This is a genomic window from Enterobacteriaceae bacterium Kacie_13, from assembly GCA_013457415.1.
In the GTDB taxonomy this organism is placed as follows: domain Bacteria; phylum Pseudomonadota; class Gammaproteobacteria; order Enterobacterales; family Enterobacteriaceae; genus Rahnella.
Genome location: CP045665.1, coordinates 1,592,300 through 1,610,008, shown reverse-complemented (window position 1 = coordinate 1,610,008; position 17,709 = coordinate 1,592,300). Strand labels below are relative to the sequence as shown.

13 protein-coding genes and 1 pseudogene are annotated in these 17,709 nt (G+C 53.8%); 3 read left to right on the top strand and 11 right to left on the bottom strand.

Annotated elements, in window-relative coordinates:
* Positions 1-10: 10 nt before the first annotated feature.
* From mglA to GE278_07320, 6 genes are all read right to left on the bottom strand, one after another.
* Entirely contained in the window at positions 11-1,543 is a 1,533-nt protein-coding gene (mglA, locus tag GE278_07345) for a galactose/methyl galactoside ABC transporter ATP-binding protein MglA (GenBank protein ID QLK60585.1), read from the bottom strand.
* A gap of 227 nt (positions 1,544-1,770) precedes the next feature.
* Positions 1,771-2,769, bottom strand: a complete 999-nt coding sequence (gene mglB, locus GE278_07340) for a galactose/glucose ABC transporter substrate-binding protein MglB (protein QLK60584.1) — start codon at positions 2,767-2,769, stop codon at positions 1,771-1,773.
* A gap of 249 nt (positions 2,770-3,018) precedes the next feature.
* Positions 3,019-4,062, bottom strand: a complete 1,044-nt coding sequence (galS, locus tag GE278_07335) for an HTH-type transcriptional regulator GalS (protein ID QLK60583.1) — start codon at positions 4,060-4,062, stop codon at positions 3,019-3,021.
* Between the two features lie 269 nt (positions 4,063-4,331).
* A complete protein-coding gene (locus GE278_07330) occupies positions 4,332-5,486 on the bottom strand; it encodes a DUF418 domain-containing protein (protein QLK60582.1) in 1,155 nt (384 codons plus the stop codon).
* A 175-nt stretch (positions 5,487-5,661) separates the two neighbouring features.
* Positions 5,662-6,327: a GTP cyclohydrolase I FolE gene (gene folE, locus GE278_07325; protein ID QLK60581.1), complete on the bottom strand. Its 666-nt coding sequence runs from the start codon at positions 6,325-6,327 to the stop codon at positions 5,662-5,664.
* 125 nt (positions 6,328-6,452) lie between these two features.
* Positions 6,453-7,580, bottom strand: a complete 1,128-nt coding sequence (locus GE278_07320; protein QLK60580.1) for a YbfB/YjiJ family MFS transporter — start codon at positions 7,578-7,580, stop codon at positions 6,453-6,455.
* Positions 7,581-7,770: 190 nt separating this feature from the next.
* Between GE278_07320 and GE278_07315 the strand changes: the two are divergent.
* Positions 7,771-8,631 (top strand): annotated as a pseudogene (locus GE278_07315) (LysR family transcriptional regulator).
* A 110-nt stretch (positions 8,632-8,741) separates the two neighbouring features.
* A complete protein-coding gene (gene fghA / locus GE278_07310; GenBank protein QLK60579.1) occupies positions 8,742-9,593 on the top strand; it encodes an S-formylglutathione hydrolase in 852 nt (283 codons plus the stop codon).
* Positions 9,594-9,663: 70 nt separating this feature from the next.
* Here fghA and gsiD read toward each other — a convergent pair whose 3' ends face one another.
* The 5 genes from gsiD to GE278_07285 all read right to left on the bottom strand — a co-directional run bounded on the left by gsiD (position 9,664) and on the right by GE278_07285 (position 16,132).
* Complete coding sequence (gsiD, locus tag GE278_07305; protein ID QLK60578.1) at positions 9,664-10,584, bottom strand: glutathione ABC transporter permease GsiD; 921 nt, start codon at positions 10,582-10,584, stop codon at positions 9,664-9,666.
* 8 nt (positions 10,585-10,592) lie between these two features.
* Entirely contained in the window at positions 10,593-11,513 is a 921-nt protein-coding gene (gsiC, locus tag GE278_07300) for a glutathione ABC transporter permease GsiC (GenBank protein QLK60577.1), read from the bottom strand.
* A gap of 124 nt (positions 11,514-11,637) precedes the next feature.
* Positions 11,638-13,194, bottom strand: a complete 1,557-nt coding sequence (gsiB, locus tag GE278_07295) for a glutathione ABC transporter substrate-binding protein GsiB (protein ID QLK60576.1) — start codon at positions 13,192-13,194, stop codon at positions 11,638-11,640.
* Positions 13,195-13,265: 71 nt separating this feature from the next.
* Positions 13,266-15,134 (bottom strand): glutathione ABC transporter ATP-binding protein GsiA, encoded by a 1,869-nt coding sequence (gene gsiA, locus GE278_07290; protein ID QLK60575.1) that lies wholly within the window; start codon positions 15,132-15,134, stop codon positions 13,266-13,268.
* Positions 15,131-16,132, bottom strand: coding sequence for a beta-aspartyl-peptidase (locus tag GE278_07285; GenBank protein ID QLK60574.1), 1,002 nt, complete (start codon positions 16,130-16,132; stop codon positions 15,131-15,133). The genes gsiA and GE278_07285 overlap by 4 nt, the downstream gene beginning before the upstream one ends.
* Positions 16,133-16,410: 278 nt before the next feature.
* Between GE278_07285 and tsgA the strand changes: the two genes are divergently transcribed.
* Positions 16,411-17,610, top strand: a complete 1,200-nt coding sequence (gene tsgA / locus GE278_07280; protein QLK60573.1) for an MFS transporter TsgA — start codon at positions 16,411-16,413, stop codon at positions 17,608-17,610.
* The last annotated feature ends 99 nt before the right edge of the window (positions 17,611-17,709 follow it).

Here is a 17,709-nt window from a genome sequence, read left to right as displayed (position 1 = left end):
CCCTTAAAAATTAGAGATGCAAGGAAGCCAGGCGTAAAATTTCGTTCTGCGATGTACTTTTGGTGTCAACAATACCCGCAACCTGTCCATTACTCATAACCAATATTCTGTCAGTAATACCCAGCAACTCTGGCATTTCAGAGGAGATAATAATGATCCCCTTTTCTCTTTTCGCCAACTCGGTGATTAACTGGTAAATTTCAAATTTCGCCCCAACGTCGATCCCGCGCGTCGGTTCGTCCAGCATCAATATTTCCGGTTTGGTTAATAACCAGCGCCCGATAATGACTTTCTGCTGATTACCGCCCGACAAGGAACCAATACTGGTTTTATGCCCCGGCGTTTTTACCCGCATGGAATCGATCACCCATTGGGTGTCGCTTTTCATTCTGGCCGTATCGAGCAGGCCGACTTTATTTTTATATTGACGAATATTTGAAATCAGCGAGTTGAAACCAATATCCAGATACGCATAAATACCGGTTGAACGTCGTTCTTCCGTCACCAGCGCAAACCCGTGATTAATCGCTTCGTTAGCACTGTGGTTATTAATTTTTTTGCCGTGCAGTTTAATGGTACCGGCGACTTTCTCGCGAATACCAAACAGCGTTTCGACAATATCAGTACGTTTCGCGCCCACCAGACCGGCGATCCCAAGAATTTCACCTTTGTGTAAATCAAAAGAAATATCACGGATCGAAGGCTGACGCAGCGAGGTCAGATTACGTACTTCGAGGATCACTTCACCCGGCACATTCAGACGATCCGGGAATCGCTGGCTCAGGGAACGGCCGACCATCATGGAGATAATTTTATCCATGTCGAGGCCTTCCAGCGGCTGCGTGATAATCCACTGGCCGTCGCGAAGAATCGTGATTTCATCACAAAGCTGGAAAATTTCTTCCATCTTATGAGAGATATACACGATTCCGCAGCCACGGTCTTTCAGCTTACGGATGATAGTGAACAGGTGGTTCACCTCTTTTTCCGTCAGCGAGGAAGTAGGTTCGTCCATGATGACGATTTTTGCATTGTAGGAAAATGCCTTGGCGATTTCGATCATCTGCATCTGCGAAACCGACAACTTACCGACCTTATCACGCGGGTCGATATCAATGTCCAGTTCGTCAAAAATCGCTTTAGTGTCTTTGTACATTTTGTCCTGATCGACAAAAATGCCTTTCGTCGGGTAACGTCCCAGCCACATGTTGTCCATGACGGTACGTTGCAACACCAGGTTTAATTCCTGATGCACCATCGACACGCCCTTTTCGAGCGCTTCTTTCGAACTTTTAAAATTTACTTCCTGTCCCTGAAAAAGAATCGTACCGGAGTCTTTACTGTATATCCCGAAAAGACATTTTAATAATGTGGATTTACCGGCACCATTCTCACCCATCAGGGCATGAATAGAGCTTGGGCGTACTTTTAAATTCACATTATCCAACGCCCTGACTCCAGGAAATGACTTATTGATACCACTCATTTCCAGCAGGAATTCGTCCGGCTTTTGTGTTGTGTCAGATAACGAATTATCGGCCATAGTTGTACCTGGCTAAAGATAAAAATAAACGGGTGTATTAATACCTGATGTCAGCCCTGCCGGCGGTAATTACTTTCACCACCGGCAGGGCGACATGACGTCCTGTCAGATAAGCATTAACGTCTAATAACACTTAGTCTTTATTTACGGCTTAACCGCAATTATTTATGCCACTGCTTAGCTTTGTTTTTGTATTGCTGTCTGTCTTTACTGCTTTTGTCGTTTACTTATTTCACGAAGGAGGACAGATTGTCTTTATCAACCGCGACGTAAGGAATACGAACGACTTTATTTTCCAGTTTCCAGTTGGTGCCTTCAGCCGCTGGTTTACCGGCCGCCAGATTTCTTGCCAAATCAAAGGTCGCTTTCGCCTGATTGTTGGCATCGTTAAGCACGGTACCGGCCATTGCGCCAGATTTCACCAGCGCCAGCGCTTCTGACAGGGCATCCACACCGAACACAGGAATGCTGGATTTGTTATGAGATTTCAGCGCTTCGACTGCACCCATTGCCATCGCGTCGTTGTTGGCAATAACCACTTCGATTTTGTTAGCGTTCGGGCCAGACAACCAGGCATCCATCTTGTCTTTCGCCTGTGCGGTATCCCACATAGCGGTATCAAGTTGCAGCTGATCAGTTTTCAGGCCTTCTTTGCCGTTCAGAGTGCTGATGACGTATTTGGTACGCGCTTCAGCATCCGGGTGGCCCGGTTCGCCTTTGATAAGCACGTATTGGATCACGCCGTCTTTGTTCAGGTCCCAGGCCGGTGTCGCTTTCCAGTGTTTAGCAATCAGCTCACCCTGGATAATGCCGGACTCTTTAGAGTCAGTACCGACGTAATAGGCTTTGTCGTAGCTGTCCAGATCTTTACGGGAAGGTTCTTTGTTATAGAAAACAACAGGAATGCCAGCACCGCGGGCTTTCTCAATGATGACCGGTGCAGCAGCCGGGTCAACCAGGTTGATGGCCAGCGCTTTCACACCCTTCGCCAGCATGACGTCTACCTGATCGTTCTGGGTGGACTGACTGTTTTGCGAGTCATTCATCAGCAGCTGTACGTCCGGCGTCGCTTTTGCATCTTTTTCGATGGCTTTGCGCACTTCGGACATGAAGTTATCGTCATATTTGTAAATAGTAACGCCGATTTTAGTATCAGCAGCGTGCGCAGCAAAACCAAACATCATGCTTGCAGCCAGAGTCGCCAGGGTGAAGACCTTCTTATTCATTTGTATCTCCGGTTATGTAGGGTGTTACAGAATTTGGCACCGGAAATCCATGTGGGAGCAGTACAGCTCCACGTCATGTGTGGGGTGCCTGCCATCCTTGACCTATAACGTCCTGTCTCGCTGTGAAACCAGTCCGGTAAGCCGGACACAAAGTGAATCATGTCGAAAACGAATGAATCATAATGGCCGCGATGTTAATAAACTGTGAAAGTTCTCACAGATTGAAAACGGTTACATCGCGGTATTTGATCAATAAGTGACGGGTGCCACATTTTGCCACGGCGCAACGGAATGCCGTCTGACCAGCGTTGGCATAAAACAGTGCGAAACACCTTCAGATAACTGTTCTGCTGCGCCTTTTAACGCCAGTTCGGTCGCCAGCGTCGCCATTGAAACGATTGGATAGCGCACCGTAGTCATTTTCGGACTGGTGTAACGGGCGATCGGTATGTCATCAAAGCCTACTAGTGAAAAGTCATTCGGGACGTTAATTCCGTTCTCTTTCAACACCGCCATTGCACCGGCAGCCATCGAATCGTTGTAGGTAAACACCGCGCTGAGGTGAAGATTGCGCCCCAGCAGTTCTACCATCGCCGCCTCACCGCCCTGCAAATCCGGCGAACCCTGTGCGCGCCAGATGGACGGAGGCGCGTCATACGTCTGATGTGACCGCGTCATTGGCTGCGTCATCGCCTGCACATAGCCCTGATAGCGCTGCACATCATCCTCTATCGCATGGCTCGAACCGATATAACCAATGCGCTGGTGCCCCTGCGACAGCAGTAATCGGGTGGCCATTTCTGCGCCGCTGACGTTGTTCAGCCAGACACAGCGGTGCTCGTAGCCGGGAATGACGCGGTTAATCAGCACCATGCCGGAAACCTGATCCATAAATCGCGCGAGCTCGTCATCGCCCAGCGCTTTGGAATGCACGATGAGTGCGTTACAGCGCTGACGAATCAATACTTCAATGGCGTGCCTTTCTTTTTCAGCAACATGATAGCTATTGCCTATCAAAACATATTTCTGATGCAGCTGAGCGACGGTATCCACCGCTTTCACCAGTGCACCAAAAAAAGGATCGGAGACATCCATCACCACCACGCCGATGGTGTCGCTGCTTTGCGTCGCTAGCGCCTGCGCATTGGCATTCGGCCGGTAACCTAAGGTTTCGACCGCGCGTAACACTTGCTCACGCGCGTCTTTACTGGCGATAGAAGGATTGTTCAGAACCCGGGAAACCGTAGCGACTGAGACCCCTGCAAGCCGTGCGACATCACGAATGGTGACCATTTGTCGCTCCGTGATCTGCCAGGCTTTGATAAGGAGGAATACGGAAATTAATCACCCAGGAGGTAAATAACGCAGAGAAAGAGAAGCGAGGTGAAGTGCTCATGGCGTTTCCTTATTAGAGTAGTCGTGGTCTGACTGGCACGACCGCTATCCTAATCATTTTGTGGAAACGCCTGCGTGAATCTCGTCACAGGAAAGAAAACGTTTACATACAATTATGCAACGTTCATCTCAAATCTATCATTTAGGATGATGTGATGGCGCAAAAATCAGGCTGATCTGAGTTCAACGCCAGAGGCTCTGATAGTGAGTTTGCGCCAAATCCATTCGATCGGCCCCTGCCGGAAATATCTTAACCACAGCAGCGTGAACAGCAGATTGCCGGCCCAGACCAGCGGCACCAGCGCCAGCAGCTGTAATCGGTCAAAGTGCATAAAGAAGCCGAATACGTTGAAGAAGGTGACGCAGATGAGTGTCTGTAACAGATAGTTGGTCAGCGCCATGCGACCGACCTGCGAGACCCAGCGGATGAGGCGCCAACCCGAAATCACCGACCAGAAGCCGTAACACAGCGCCAGATAGCTGACCGCCTGCATCAGAGCGCCGAGTTCGCGTGGTGCCTGTAACAGAAAGCCGCTCCAGCGATAGTCCCAGCCGGTCTTCCACTGCATATAAATCGCCGGGATTTGAATGAGTAATGAAAGCGGTAACAGTGCCGCCGCCACTTTGCGGTAATGCGCCTCGCGGAATTCGCCTTTCAGCCAGCCGCTGCGCATCAGTCCGGAACCGATCAACATCGCCCCTGCCAGTTCCCAGCCGTATTGCGCACCGACTGCCAGCAGGCTGGAGGACAATAAATCCAGCCGGTTTTGAATCGCTTCCCAGCCGCCCTTCAGCTTCCAGAATTGCTCGTACTGTATTTCTGCCGGGCCGGGCAGCCAGAACGAACCGGGCGAAGGCGAGGAAATCAGGCCAAGCATCGCCAGCACGGCGACACCTACCAGATACAAAATTATGCCGGTCGAGATCAGCGACTGACTGCTGCGCCCTTCCCGCACCATGCGCCAGCACACCAGACCAATCAGCCCATAGGACAGCAAAATATCACCATCCCAGAGAAAAATGGCGTGCAGAAATCCGCAAAAAAGCAACAGCGACAGCCGCGCTTGGATCCAGTGCTTGCCGCGCGGCAGCAGTAAATAAAGGCCGCCGCCAAACAGCATCGCGAACATCATCAGGAATTTGCCCTGCGCAACGGCATCGAGCACCGCCCATGTCCAGGTATCGGATGTGGAAGGTGTGCCGGAGTAGCCCGGATTCAGATAGGCGGCCTTGGGTAACCCAAAGGCGCTGATATTGAGCAGAAGAATGCCAAAAATGGCGAGGCCACGGGCAAAGTCGAGCGTGGCAATACGTGAGCGCACCCTGACATTCCTTTTTAAGATTATTGAGATATTCAAGAATAAGGGAAGAAAAACGGAGTGGCTAGCCTCCAGGTAAATGAAGTTGCAGCAAGGCAGTCAGCGAGGAGAGCCCGATGAGCTGACTGATGTCAGTGATTCGGGTCTCCGAACGCAGCGAACGCTGCTGCGGCTTTAGTTACGACGGATGGCGCACGGTGCGCAGGAATTCCTGACGCGTGTTCTGGCTCGATTTGAACAATCCCCCCAGAGATGTGGTGGTGGTGGCACTGGTCGCGTCACGCACGCCGCGTGCTTTCACACAGTAATGCACGGCGTCAATCGATACGGCCACGTTGGTGGTACCGAGCAGGGTCTGCAAGGCCACCAGAATTTGCTGGGTCAGACGCTCCTGAACCTGCGGACGCTGCGAGAAGAACTGCACAATGCGGTTGATTTTCGACAGTCCGATCACAGTATCTTTCGGGATATACGCCACGGTCGCTTTGCCGTCGATGGTCACAAAATGGTGCTCGCAGGTGCTGGTCAGGGTGATATCGCGCACTGTCACCATTTCATCAACCTTCATCTTATTTTCGATGACGGTGATTTTCGGGAAATTAGCGTAATCGAGCCCGGAGAAGATTTCATCGACATACATTTTGGCGATGCGGTTTGGTGTTTCCGCCAGACTGTCATCGGAAAGATCCAGATTCAGAAGCTGCATGATACCGGTCATGTGTTCCTGGATCCGCTGCTTGCGCGTTTCATTGTCGATAGGCAAAGCTTCACGCAGAGGGGTTTCCAGACCACGGGCTAACAGGGCCTCGTGAACCAAAATGGCTTCTTTACTCAGGGTAGGCATTCTTTCTTCTCCGGCAGATGTAATCACTTTGACGCAGATCACGCCAAAGTGAGGTGGCTTACTGTAGTGGAGAGCTGAAACAGAATCCAGTGATTGTGTTTCATGATGGATGAAATAGCTGCAAGTTATTGATTGCGGCGAAACACTAACGCCCCGGCAATAATAAATCCGACAAAGGCGACATACAGCGCAGGTTCCAGACGGTGGGTCAGCGCGGTGGAAATGGCCGACAAAACCGGGCCGCACAACTGGCCGACCGCATAGCCGGTGGTCAGCAACCCTGCCATATACCGGCTGTGATTGGGCGCCAGCTCGCGGCTGCATTGTAACGCGAGTTGCACCACGCTGAGGAATCCGCCGCCGGTGAGCAATGCGCCGAGCACCAGTCCGCTCACGCCCGGCACCACTTCAGCGCACAAAATGCCGAGCGCCTGGATCCACAGCGTCAGCGCCAGACGCCGGTGCGTGGTCAGGCAGTGACGGGTCAGAATGCCGATCACAATGCCAATAACCGCCGCGCCACCAAACACCGGCCAGACAAACTGCGCAAACAGGCTGTCAGGAAAACGCGCGTTGGCCATCTGCGAAAGAAACGTCGCAGGCAGGATATAACCAAAGCCCGCCAGACTGTAGCTCCACACTAAACGTTTCAGGGCAGGCGTCATGACCAGCGGTTGTGCCGCGATGTGCGAGCGATGCAAATCCCCTTTGCGTGGGAGATTCGGCGTGATGATCGCCACGAAAATCAGCGCCAGTACGCCATACACACACCACGCCTGCGCCGAACTCAGCTGCAAACTGTGGATGCCTACCGCCAGCATACCGCTGAGGAAAATTCCCGCACCTGGTCCGGCAAATACCGCCGCACTCATCGCCGGACGACCGTAATGCGCCAGCCGCTCGTTACACCATGCCGCGACCATCACCATAGCCCAACCGCTGGTCCAGCCGATCAGAAAACGCACTACGCTGTGCAGTACTTCGCCGGAAATCACCGCCGACAGCAAGGTCAGCCCCACGCCGCCCCATACACCCAGCCACAGGCGGCGCTCGAGATGTTTCGTCGCCCTCATGGCATCGAACGCACCGCACAGATAGCCGAGATAGTTGAAGGCCGCGACCAACCCCGCACCGGTCAGCGTGAACTGATGTTCAGCTATCATTAAAGGAACCTGCGGCGTAAAGGCAAAGCGCCCGATACCCATTGCGACCACAAAGGCCAGAAAACCACTTAGCGCAATACGAAAAGCCATAACCGCTCCGAGACGAGAAACTGAGACGCAACATAATAGAAACAATGAGTAAACATACTCAAAGCCGATTACTGATAACAGTGCCTACAAGAAAAAGAAAGTTGTCAGGCAGGATGCAGGAAAGTTACAATTACGAAAACTGAATAATACAAACCAAGTTGTTTACGATAAGAGAACACAGGAGCACATCATCGATCTCACCCAGTTGCGGATGTTTTGCTGCGTGGCCGAAACCGGATCGCTTGCGCGCGCGGCAGAGCAGTTACACCGTGTGCCGTCGAATCTGACGACCCGTCTGCGCCAGCTCGAGCATGAACTGGGCACGGATTTATTTATCCGCGAGAAACAGCGCATCCGCCTCTCTGCGATGGGTCATAACTTCCTTAATTACGCCGAGCGTATTCTGGCGCTGAGCGATGAAGCAATGAGCATCACCCATGCGGGCGAACCGGCCGGGAATTTCGCGCTGGGTTCCATGGAGAGCACAGCCGCGACGCGTCTTCCTTCGCTGCTCGCAGCCTATCATCAGGCGTTTCCGCAGGTAGCGCTGTCACTGATCACCGGTACCTCTGGCGAAATCATCGACAGCGTGCGGGCGGGTCGTCTTGCAGCGGCGCTGGTGGATGGCCCGATCGATTTTGAAGATCTCAACGGCTGTATTTCTTATCGCGAACGCATGGTGGTGATCACCCCGCCCGATGAATCACCGCTCGAACCGCCCGCAGGCCGCAGCGGCCACACCGTTTTTGCTTTCCGCCCGAGCTGCTCCTATCGCCAGCGTTTACAAGCGTGGATCAAACAGATGAACGTACCGGTGGCCAACACCATGGAGATTCAGTCCTATCACTCCATGATGGCCTGCGTTGCCAGCGGCGCAGGGATCGCCATGGTACCGCGCTCTGTGCTCGAACAACTGCCCGGCCACGAGCGGGTCCAAATCCACGAAATTCCTGACGAATTTGCCGATACTGCCACCTGGCTTATCTGGCGTCGTGATGCATTCAGTCCCAACGTCCGGGCGCTGAAAGAGCAAATCATCGTCCAAAATGACGGCGTGATACCTATACTCAAACACCCTCTGTCCATCGAAGAAGTGGATTTGATGCAAGAAAATAAATCCATCCGTCCCGATATTCATTTTAACCAGTAAGGAAAGTGTTGATGAGCAGCTCGATTGAACTACTCGAAGAGCACCGGATGTTTGGCGGCTGGCAGCAACGCTACCGTCATACTTCGGTAAGCCTGAACTGCAACATGACGTTCAGTATTTATCTGCCCCCGGCGAAAGATGACACCCCGCCGCCGGTGCTGTACTGGCTGTCAGGTCTCACCTGTAATGATGAAAACTTCACGACCAAGGCCGGAGCGCAGCGCGTCGCAGCTGAACTCGGTTTGGTTCTGGTGATGCCGGATACCAGCCCGCGCGGAGAAAACGTCGCCAACGACGACGGTTATGATCTCGGTCAGGGCGCAGGTTTTTACCTCAATGCCACTCAGGCACCGTGGGCGGCACATTACCGGATGTACGATTATCTGGTGGATGAACTGCCTGCGCTTATCAATGGTCATTTCAAGGTCAGCGATCGCCAGTCGGTCTCCGGCCACTCGATGGGGGGCCACGGTGCGCTGATGCTGGCATTACGTAATCCGCAGCGTTTCCGTTCAGTTTCAGCATTTGCGCCGATCGTGAATCCGGCACAGGTCCCGTGGGGACGCAAAGCCTTCAGCGCGTATCTGGGTGATGACGAGAGTCAGTGGCTGCAATATGACAGCTGCCACCTGCTGAATTCTTTGCCTGCAGATCACACCCCGTTCCCGATTCTAATCGATCAGGGTGATGGCGATCAGTTTCTGGCGGATCAGCTCCAGCCCTCCAGACTGGCTGAAATCGCCCGTCATCGTGGCTGGCCAGTGACGCTTCGCGCGCAGCCGGGTTACGATCACAGTTACTTTACGATTGCATCATTTATAGAAGATCACCTGCGGTTTCATGCGGATTTTTTGCACCCGTAGGGGTGAGTGCAAGCTCCTAAAAATAGAAGCATTCTGCTCCTCCCCCTGCAAAGGGGGAGGAGCAAAAACCTCAACTCTTTAATTTCGGATCCAGCGCATCCCGCAATCCATCCCCCAGCAAATTAAACGCCAATACGGTCATGAAAATCGCCAGACTCGGAAAGATCGCCACATGCGGGGCCATCACCATATCGGCGCGCGCTTCATTGAGCATCGCGCCCCACTCCGGCGTCGGCGGCTGGGCGCCCATGCCGAGGAACGACAGGCTCGCCGCCGTAATGATTGACGTCCCAATACGCATAGTGAAATAGACCACAATCGACGACAATGTGCCCGGCAGGATATGCCGGAACAGGATCGTGATGTCGGATGCACCGATGCTGCGGGCGGATTCGATGTAGGTTTGTTGCTTGAGCACCAGCGTATTGCCGCGCACCAGTCGTGCGAACGCCGGAATGCTGAAAATCGCCACGGCGATAATAACGTTCGACATGCCATTGCCCATCACGGCGACAACGGCTATCGCCAGCAGGATGCCGGGGAAAGCAAACAGAACGTCGCAGATGCGCATGGTGATGCGATCCCACCAGCCTTCGTAATATCCCGCAAGTAAGCCGAATACTGTGCCAATGGCAGCGCCGAGCACCACCGAGAGCACCCCGGCGGTCAGTGAAATACGCGTACCCATCAGGATGCGGCTGAAAATATCACGCCCGAGAGAATCCACGCCGAGCCAGTGCATCATTGACGGGCCTTCGTTCAGGCGGTCGTAATCAAAATAGTTTTCCGGATCAAACGGCACCAGCCACGGTGCGAAAATCGCGGCAGCAATTAGCAGCAGGATAAAAGCGCCCGCAATCATTGCAATATGCTGCCTGCGAAAACGACGCCAGAACGCCTTCCACGGTGTCCTTACCGTCTGTGATTTAGCGGTTTCAGCCGTGACCATCGGCAGACCCGCGAGTACGGCATTTCGCCGCCAGTTTTTCATGCGCTTGCTCACTTGTATCGGATGGAAGGGTTAATTACGGCGTACAGCATGTCCACCAGCAGGTTAATCAGGATGAACTCCAGCGAGAACAGCAGCACTTCAGCCTGTATCACCGGGTAATCGCGCATCTCGACCGAATCCACCAGCAACCGCCCTAACCCCGGCCAGTTGAAGACTTTTTCGACCACAATTGAGCCGCCGAGCAGGAACCCAAACTGTAGCCCCATCATGGTCACCACCGGGATCATCGCGTTACGCAGGCCGTGTTTTATCACCACCATACCTTCGTGCACGCCCTTTGCCCGCGCGGTGCGCATATAATCTTCCTGCATCACTTCGACAAAAGAGGCGCGGGTAAAACGCGCCATGATCGCCGCCACGGCCGCACCCAGCGTAATGGAGGGCAGAATGTAATGCTGCCAGCTGTCGGCGCCAACGGTCGGCAACCAGCCAAGTTCGACGGAGAAGACCTGCATCAGCAACATGCCGAGGGCGAAAGCGGGAAAGGATATACCGGAAACGGCGAGGGCCATGCCGAGGCGATCCGGCCAGCGGTTGCGCCAGACAGCAGACACTACGCCGATCACTAGCCCGAAAACTACCGACCACACCATGCTGGTCAGCGTCAGCCAGAAAGTCGGCATAAAACGTGAACTGATTTCGTCGATAACGGGACGCTTCGAGACCATTGAATGGCCGAAATCGCCGGTAAGCGCATTGCCAAAGAAAGTGAGAAACTGCTGATACAGCGGCTTATCCAGCCCTAAATCCTGACGCACCAGCGCCACAACGCTGGCATCGGCGTCCTGACCGGCCATCAGCCGCGCCGGGTCGCCCGGTAAAAGATGCACAAACAAAAAGACCAGCACGGCCACAATCAGCAGTGTCGGGATCAATCCAAGCAGTCGTTTTAGAAAATAATTCAGCATAGCAAATCAGATACGTTCATGGGTTCGTCCGAGATACTCGGGGCTAACACGGCGTGGGGCACTCCTGCGGGAACCCCATCACCGTGTTTCCCCTAAAATGAAACGTTGTAAAAACCGGAAATGATTATTTCACATCCGCTTCATCAAAGCTGAATGCCGTATCCGGCATCACATAAAAACCGCTCAGGCGTTTGTTTTTGGCTGACACCAGCCGTTCGGTCACTAAGAAGGCCCACGGCGCATCGGTCCAGATTTGTTTCTGGGCATCGGCGTACAGTTTGGCTTTCTCGGCTTTGTCGGTAGTTTTCAGCGCATCGGTCAGATCTTTATCCACCTGCGTATTGCTGTAAAACGCCGTGCCGAATTGTTTAGGCGGAGCGGCCTGGGTGGAGAAGAGCGGCGACAGCGCCCAGTCAGCTTCGCCCGTTGAGGCAGACCAGCCGGTGTAAAACATGCGCACGCCCGCGTCTTTCTGCCCGACGTTTTCAACCTGCGCCGCACGTTGCGCGGCATCCATCGCAGTTACGTTCACTTTGATGCCCACCTGCGCCAGCTGCTGCTGGGTAAACTGCAGGACTTTCTGCGCAGTGCTGTTATTGTGCGACGACCACAGCGTGGTGGTGAAACCATCCGGATAGCCCGCTTCCTTCAGTAACGCTTTGGCCTTAGCAGGATCGTATGGCCACGGCTTGAATTTCGCGGCGTATTCGATGCCCTGCGGCAACGGCCCTTCGGACGGCACGGCATAACCGGCAAATGCCACTTTGATCAACGCATCTTTATTGATGGCGTAGTTGATGGCCTCACGTACTTTGACGTTATCAAACGGCTTTTGCGTGACGTTCAGGCTGATGTAACGATGCAGAATCGACGGTGCGGTAACCAGATCCAGCTTCGGGTTTTTCTCCAGTAAGGCGGCCTGCTCGTAAGGCACCGGGAAGGCGAAATCCGCTTCGCCGGTTTGCAGCATCGCCGCACGGGTATTGTTGTCTACTACCGGACGCCAGGTGATGGTGTCGAGTTTGGTTTCGCCTTTCTTCCAGTAGCCGTCGAATTTCTTCACTTTCACGAAGTCAGTCTGGTTCCACTGTTCCAGCGTATACGGGCCGGTACCGACCGGATGGAATCCGATGTCTTTGCCGTATTTGGTCAGCGCCGCCGGGGAGATAATCACCGCTGACGGGTGCGCCAGAATGTTGATGAACGCCGAGAACGGTTCTTTGAGGGTGATTTTCACCGTGGTGTCGTCCACCGCTTCCGTGCTGGCGATATTTTTGAACAGGTTATAACGCTTAAGATGGCTGTCCGGGTTGCTGGCGCGGTCAAAGTTGACCTTCACTGCCGCCGCATTGAAATCGGTGCCGTCCTGGAATTTGATGCCCGGATGCAGTTTGATGGTGTACACCAGACCGTCTTTGCTCACCGTATAGCTTTCGGCCAGCACGTTCTCCAGCTTCATGTTTTTATCAAAGCCGAACAGCCCCTGATAGAAGGATTTGGCCACCGCCTGTGACAGCGTATCGTTGGCGTCATAAGGATCGAGCGAGGTGAAGTTAGAGCCTACGGCGACCACTACATCTTTGGCTGCCCACGCCTGGGCGGACGCCAGCGAACCGAAAACAGCGGCAGCGAGCACGGCCTGACGGACAACATTCTTACCTTTACGTTTCTGCTGATTCATGTCAGTTCCTTTTCCTGTCTTACCCGTTTGTCTTACGAAGATTGACCGTTCAATATGAGCGGCCACAAAAATCAGTACACACCCGCAATGGCGTGCCGTGCCACGAAATGTCCTTCCGCCACTTGTACCAGCGGGGCCACGCGCGGTTCATCGTTTAAATCGTGGATAGGGCTTGGGATTTCATCAACCAGCAGCGCCTGTTCTTTTCGCTTATGCGCCGGGTCGGCCACCGGCACCGCCGCCATCAGTTTGCGGGTATAAGCATGTTGGGGATTTTCAAACACCGCGCGACGCGGGCCAATTTCCACAATCTGTCCGAGATACATCACCGCCACACGATGGCTGATACGCTCCACCACAGCCATGTCGTGCGAAATGAACAAAAATGCCAGACCAAATTCTTTCTGCAAATCCATAAGTAAATTAATAATTTGCGCCTGAATCGACACATCGAGCGCCGAGACTGATTCATCAGCAATCACCACTTTAGGATTGAGCGCCAGCGCACGGGCAATACAAATCCGCTGCCGCTGCCCGCCGGAAAATTCGTGCGGATAGCGCTGCGCGTGTTCAGGCAGCAGTCCGACCTTTTCCAGCAGCCACGCCACGCGGTCTTCCGCCTCTTTGCCTTTGGCGATTTTATGCACCAGCAGCGGCTCCATGATCGAATACCCCACCGTCAGGCGCGGATCGAGCGATGCGTAGGGATCCTGAAAAATAAACTGAATATCGCGGCGCAGATGTTGCAGCGCACTGCCGTTCACGTCGGTCAGCGGCTGGCCGTTAAAAATGATGGTTCCGCCCTGACTCTTCACCAGCTTTAGCAACGAGCGGCCAGTGGTCGATTTTCCACAGCCGGATTCACCCACCAGCGCCAGTGTTTCGCCAGGATGCAAGTCAAAGCTGACTTTTTCCACCGCGTGAATGCGTCGGGTGACGCGGTTGAAAATGCCGCTGCGCAGATCAAACCGGGTGACCAGATCTTTCACCTGCAAAATGGGCGGTGCGCCGGGCGTCAGGGTGTTTTGCACCAGTTGCGGATCGCTTTCATGCTGTTCAGACGTTGGAAAACGCGCAGGCAGCGGTTTACCTTTCATCGAACCAAGTTTTGGCACGGCGGCCAGCAGCGCCTGTGTATAAGGTTGTTGCGGCGAATGGAAAATGGAAGCGACGTCACCGGTTTCCACGCTGTTACCTTTGTGCATCACCAGCACGCGATCGGCAATTTCTGCCACCACGCCCATGTCGTGGGTGATGAAAATCACCCCCATCTGCATCTCTTTTTGCAGCACGCGGATCAGTTGCAGGATTTGCGCCTGAATGGTCACATCCAGCGCCGTGGTAGGTTCGTCTGCAATCAGCAGCGCCGGTTTACAGGAGAGCGCCATCGCAATCATCACCCGCTGGCGCATCCCCCCCGAAAGCTGGTGGGGAAAACTGTCGAGGATATTTTTCGCTTCAGGAATACGTACTAAATCCAGCATCCTCAGCGCTTCCGCACGGGCGGCGCGGTGATCTTTATCCTGATGCAGACGGATAGATTCGGCGATCTGCTCGCCCACCGGAAACACCGGATTGAGCGAGGTCATCGGCTCCTGAAAAATCATCGCCATATCGGCACCGCGCAGGCTGCGCATTTGCGACTGCGAGGCGTCCAGCAGTTCAACTATTTCACCGTTACGGCGACGGAATTGCATCTCGCCCTGCGAAATTTGTCCGCCGCCCTGTTCTACCAGGCGCATCAGTGCCAGCGACGTCACCGATTTACCGGAACCCGATTCACCTACGATCGCCAGCGTTTCACCACGTCGCACCTGAAAACTGAGATTATTGACTGCCGGGATCACCAGCCCTTCATGTGTGAACTGCACGCTGAGGTTGTTCACTGCCAGAACGCACTCGGGCGGGAGGATAAGAGAGGGATTCATAGCATTATTCATGAACGGTAGATACTGACGCTGGGGGCATCGCCCACGCGGGCAAATCCGCGGTACATGCCTTCACTGTTAAACGGCAGCGCCACGTTGCCAAAGCGGTCGATGGCGATCATTCCGCCGATCCCGCCGAGTGGCAGCAGTTTTTCCTGCACGACTTTATGTGCTGCTTCTTCCAGCGTTAAACCGGCGTATTCGATAAGCGCCGCCACGTCGTAGGCCGCCACCGTACGCATAAATACTTCACCGGTGCCGGTGCTGGAAATCGCCACCGTGTTGTTGCTGGCGTAGCAGCCAGCACCGATAACTGGGGAATCGCCGACGCGTCCGGCCTGTTTGTTGGTCATACCGCCGGTGGATGTCGCCGCCGCCAGATTGCCCAGCGCGTCCATCGCCACGGCACCGACGGTGCCAAATTTGCGTTCAGGATCAAGCGGGTCACCGCTTTGCGATGCGCCGTCGTGATCGAGCAGTACACCGCTGTCAGCGGCAATGGCTCGCTGCAGCTGATCGTAACGCTCCTGCGTAAAGAAGTATTCCGCCCCGACCATTTCCTGCCCCTGTTCGCGGGCGAAGGCTTCTGCGCCTGCGCCGGTAAACATCACGTGCGGGCTGACTTCCAGCACCTTGCGGGCGGTAAGGATCGGGTTACGGATATGGTTAACGCAGCTGATGGCACCGGCGTCCAGCGTGCGGCCATCCATAATGCAGGCGTCCAATTCATGGGTGCCCTGATGGGTGAACACCGCGCCCTTTCCGGCGTTAAACAGTGGGCACTCTTCCAGTAAACGTACCGCTTCGGTGACCGCATCCAGCGCGCTGCCGCCCGCGGCAAGGATCGCCTGCCCGCTGGAAACAATGCGTTCCAGCTCCGCTAAATAATAGTGCTCTTTTTCGGCACTCATGGACGCACGGGTTATCGCCCCGGCACCGCCATGAATCGCAATGACCGGGCGCTTCTTGTTCGAAACGGAAGCCGCTGAATTATCAGTAGAAGAACTCATTAGCACTGCACCCTGTGTTGTTGTATTTATGTAAAGAGAAATGCGGACCTGTTTTTGACTATATTTAGCCCGCTACAGTATGTAAAGCAGAAATGTAAAACCACTGATACAGCGCTAATTGCTTAGATTGTTTGAGAAAATTAAATAAGGGGATCGAATAAACATCCAAGACAAATGACTAAAGAACGGGAATAATAAACGTCCTAACCGTGGATAAAAGCACCTCTGGCTAAGCTTCCTGCGGCCTTTTTATATTTTTTCTTTTTAGGAAATCAGTGATGGAAACTGTTTATAACCGCCGTCGGATCAATGTGATCTCCTGGCTCAGTTACTTCTTTACCGGTGGACTGGTTTCCACTCTCGGTATCGTTATCGGGCCAGTGGCAACCGCCTTCAACAAAGATCCGGGCTTTATCGGGCAAATGTTCTCCTTAATGAACATCGGTTTATTCCTGCCAATTATGGTCAGCGGCATCCTGATGCGTAAGTTTGATCTGGGCAAACAGCTGATGACCGGCTCCTTCGTTTCCGTGCTGGTGTGTATCGCACTGTTCATCGTGCCGTCCATCACGCTATTTGGTGTCGGCGTGTTCCTGATCGGCGCAACGGCGGGTTTGATGATGTCTATCGGCAGCTATCTGGTGGTGCGCATCAATGATGATCCGAAAAAGCGCTCGGCGAACCTGATTTTCACCGACTTCTTCTTCGCACTGTCCGGTATGACGCTCTCACTGGTGCTGGGCTTCCTGTTCAAACATGGCGCAAGCTGGCTGGCGATGTACGGCATCATGGGCGTACTCAGCCTGCTGATGATCCTGCTTTGTGCGGGCCAGAAATTCCCGACCGTCGCGCAACCGGTGAAAACCGAGAAAAACAGCAACGTCGCGCAGGAACCCTGGGGCATTGCGGTGTTCTTCCTGTGTATCGCCCTGTTCGCGTTCGTGTTTACCGAGCTGGTCTTCACGCTGTGGATGCCAAGCTGGCTGCATGAACATTTCGGCATGGAAACCGACCGCGCCGCAATTTACATCACCACCTACTGGATGGTGAAAGCGATTGGTCTGTTCCTCAACCAGTTCACCGTCCGCTTCGTGAAACTGCGCACCTTCCTGCTGGTTTCTGTGGTGGTGGGTATGGCCAGCCTGAGCGTGCTGACCACCAGTAATTCCGAGCTGCTGGTGCTGATTGCGGTGGGTCTGTTCGGTTTCTGTAACTCTGGCCTGTTCTCCGGCCTGATGAGCTACGGCAGCCTGCAGGTCAAGAACTCCCCGCCAACGCTGACCTCCGCACTGCTGACCACCAGCTCCGTCGGCACATTGATTTTCGCGTCGTTCTCTTCTTTCATCTACAACCAGTACGGTCTGTTCTGGGCGCTGAACATCGCGACCATTTCCTACGCATTGCTGGTGCTGATGGTGATTTTCGCCAGCCTGAAAAGTAAGGCTGAAAAGATTAACCACGAAGTTTCCGCACACTAAAATCAATGCTTACAGCAGGGCTTCGGCCCTGCTGCTTCAGCCTTCCAGTGAATCCAGAAAGACTATCGCCTACATCTTCCTGCTGGGCCTCAGTAAACG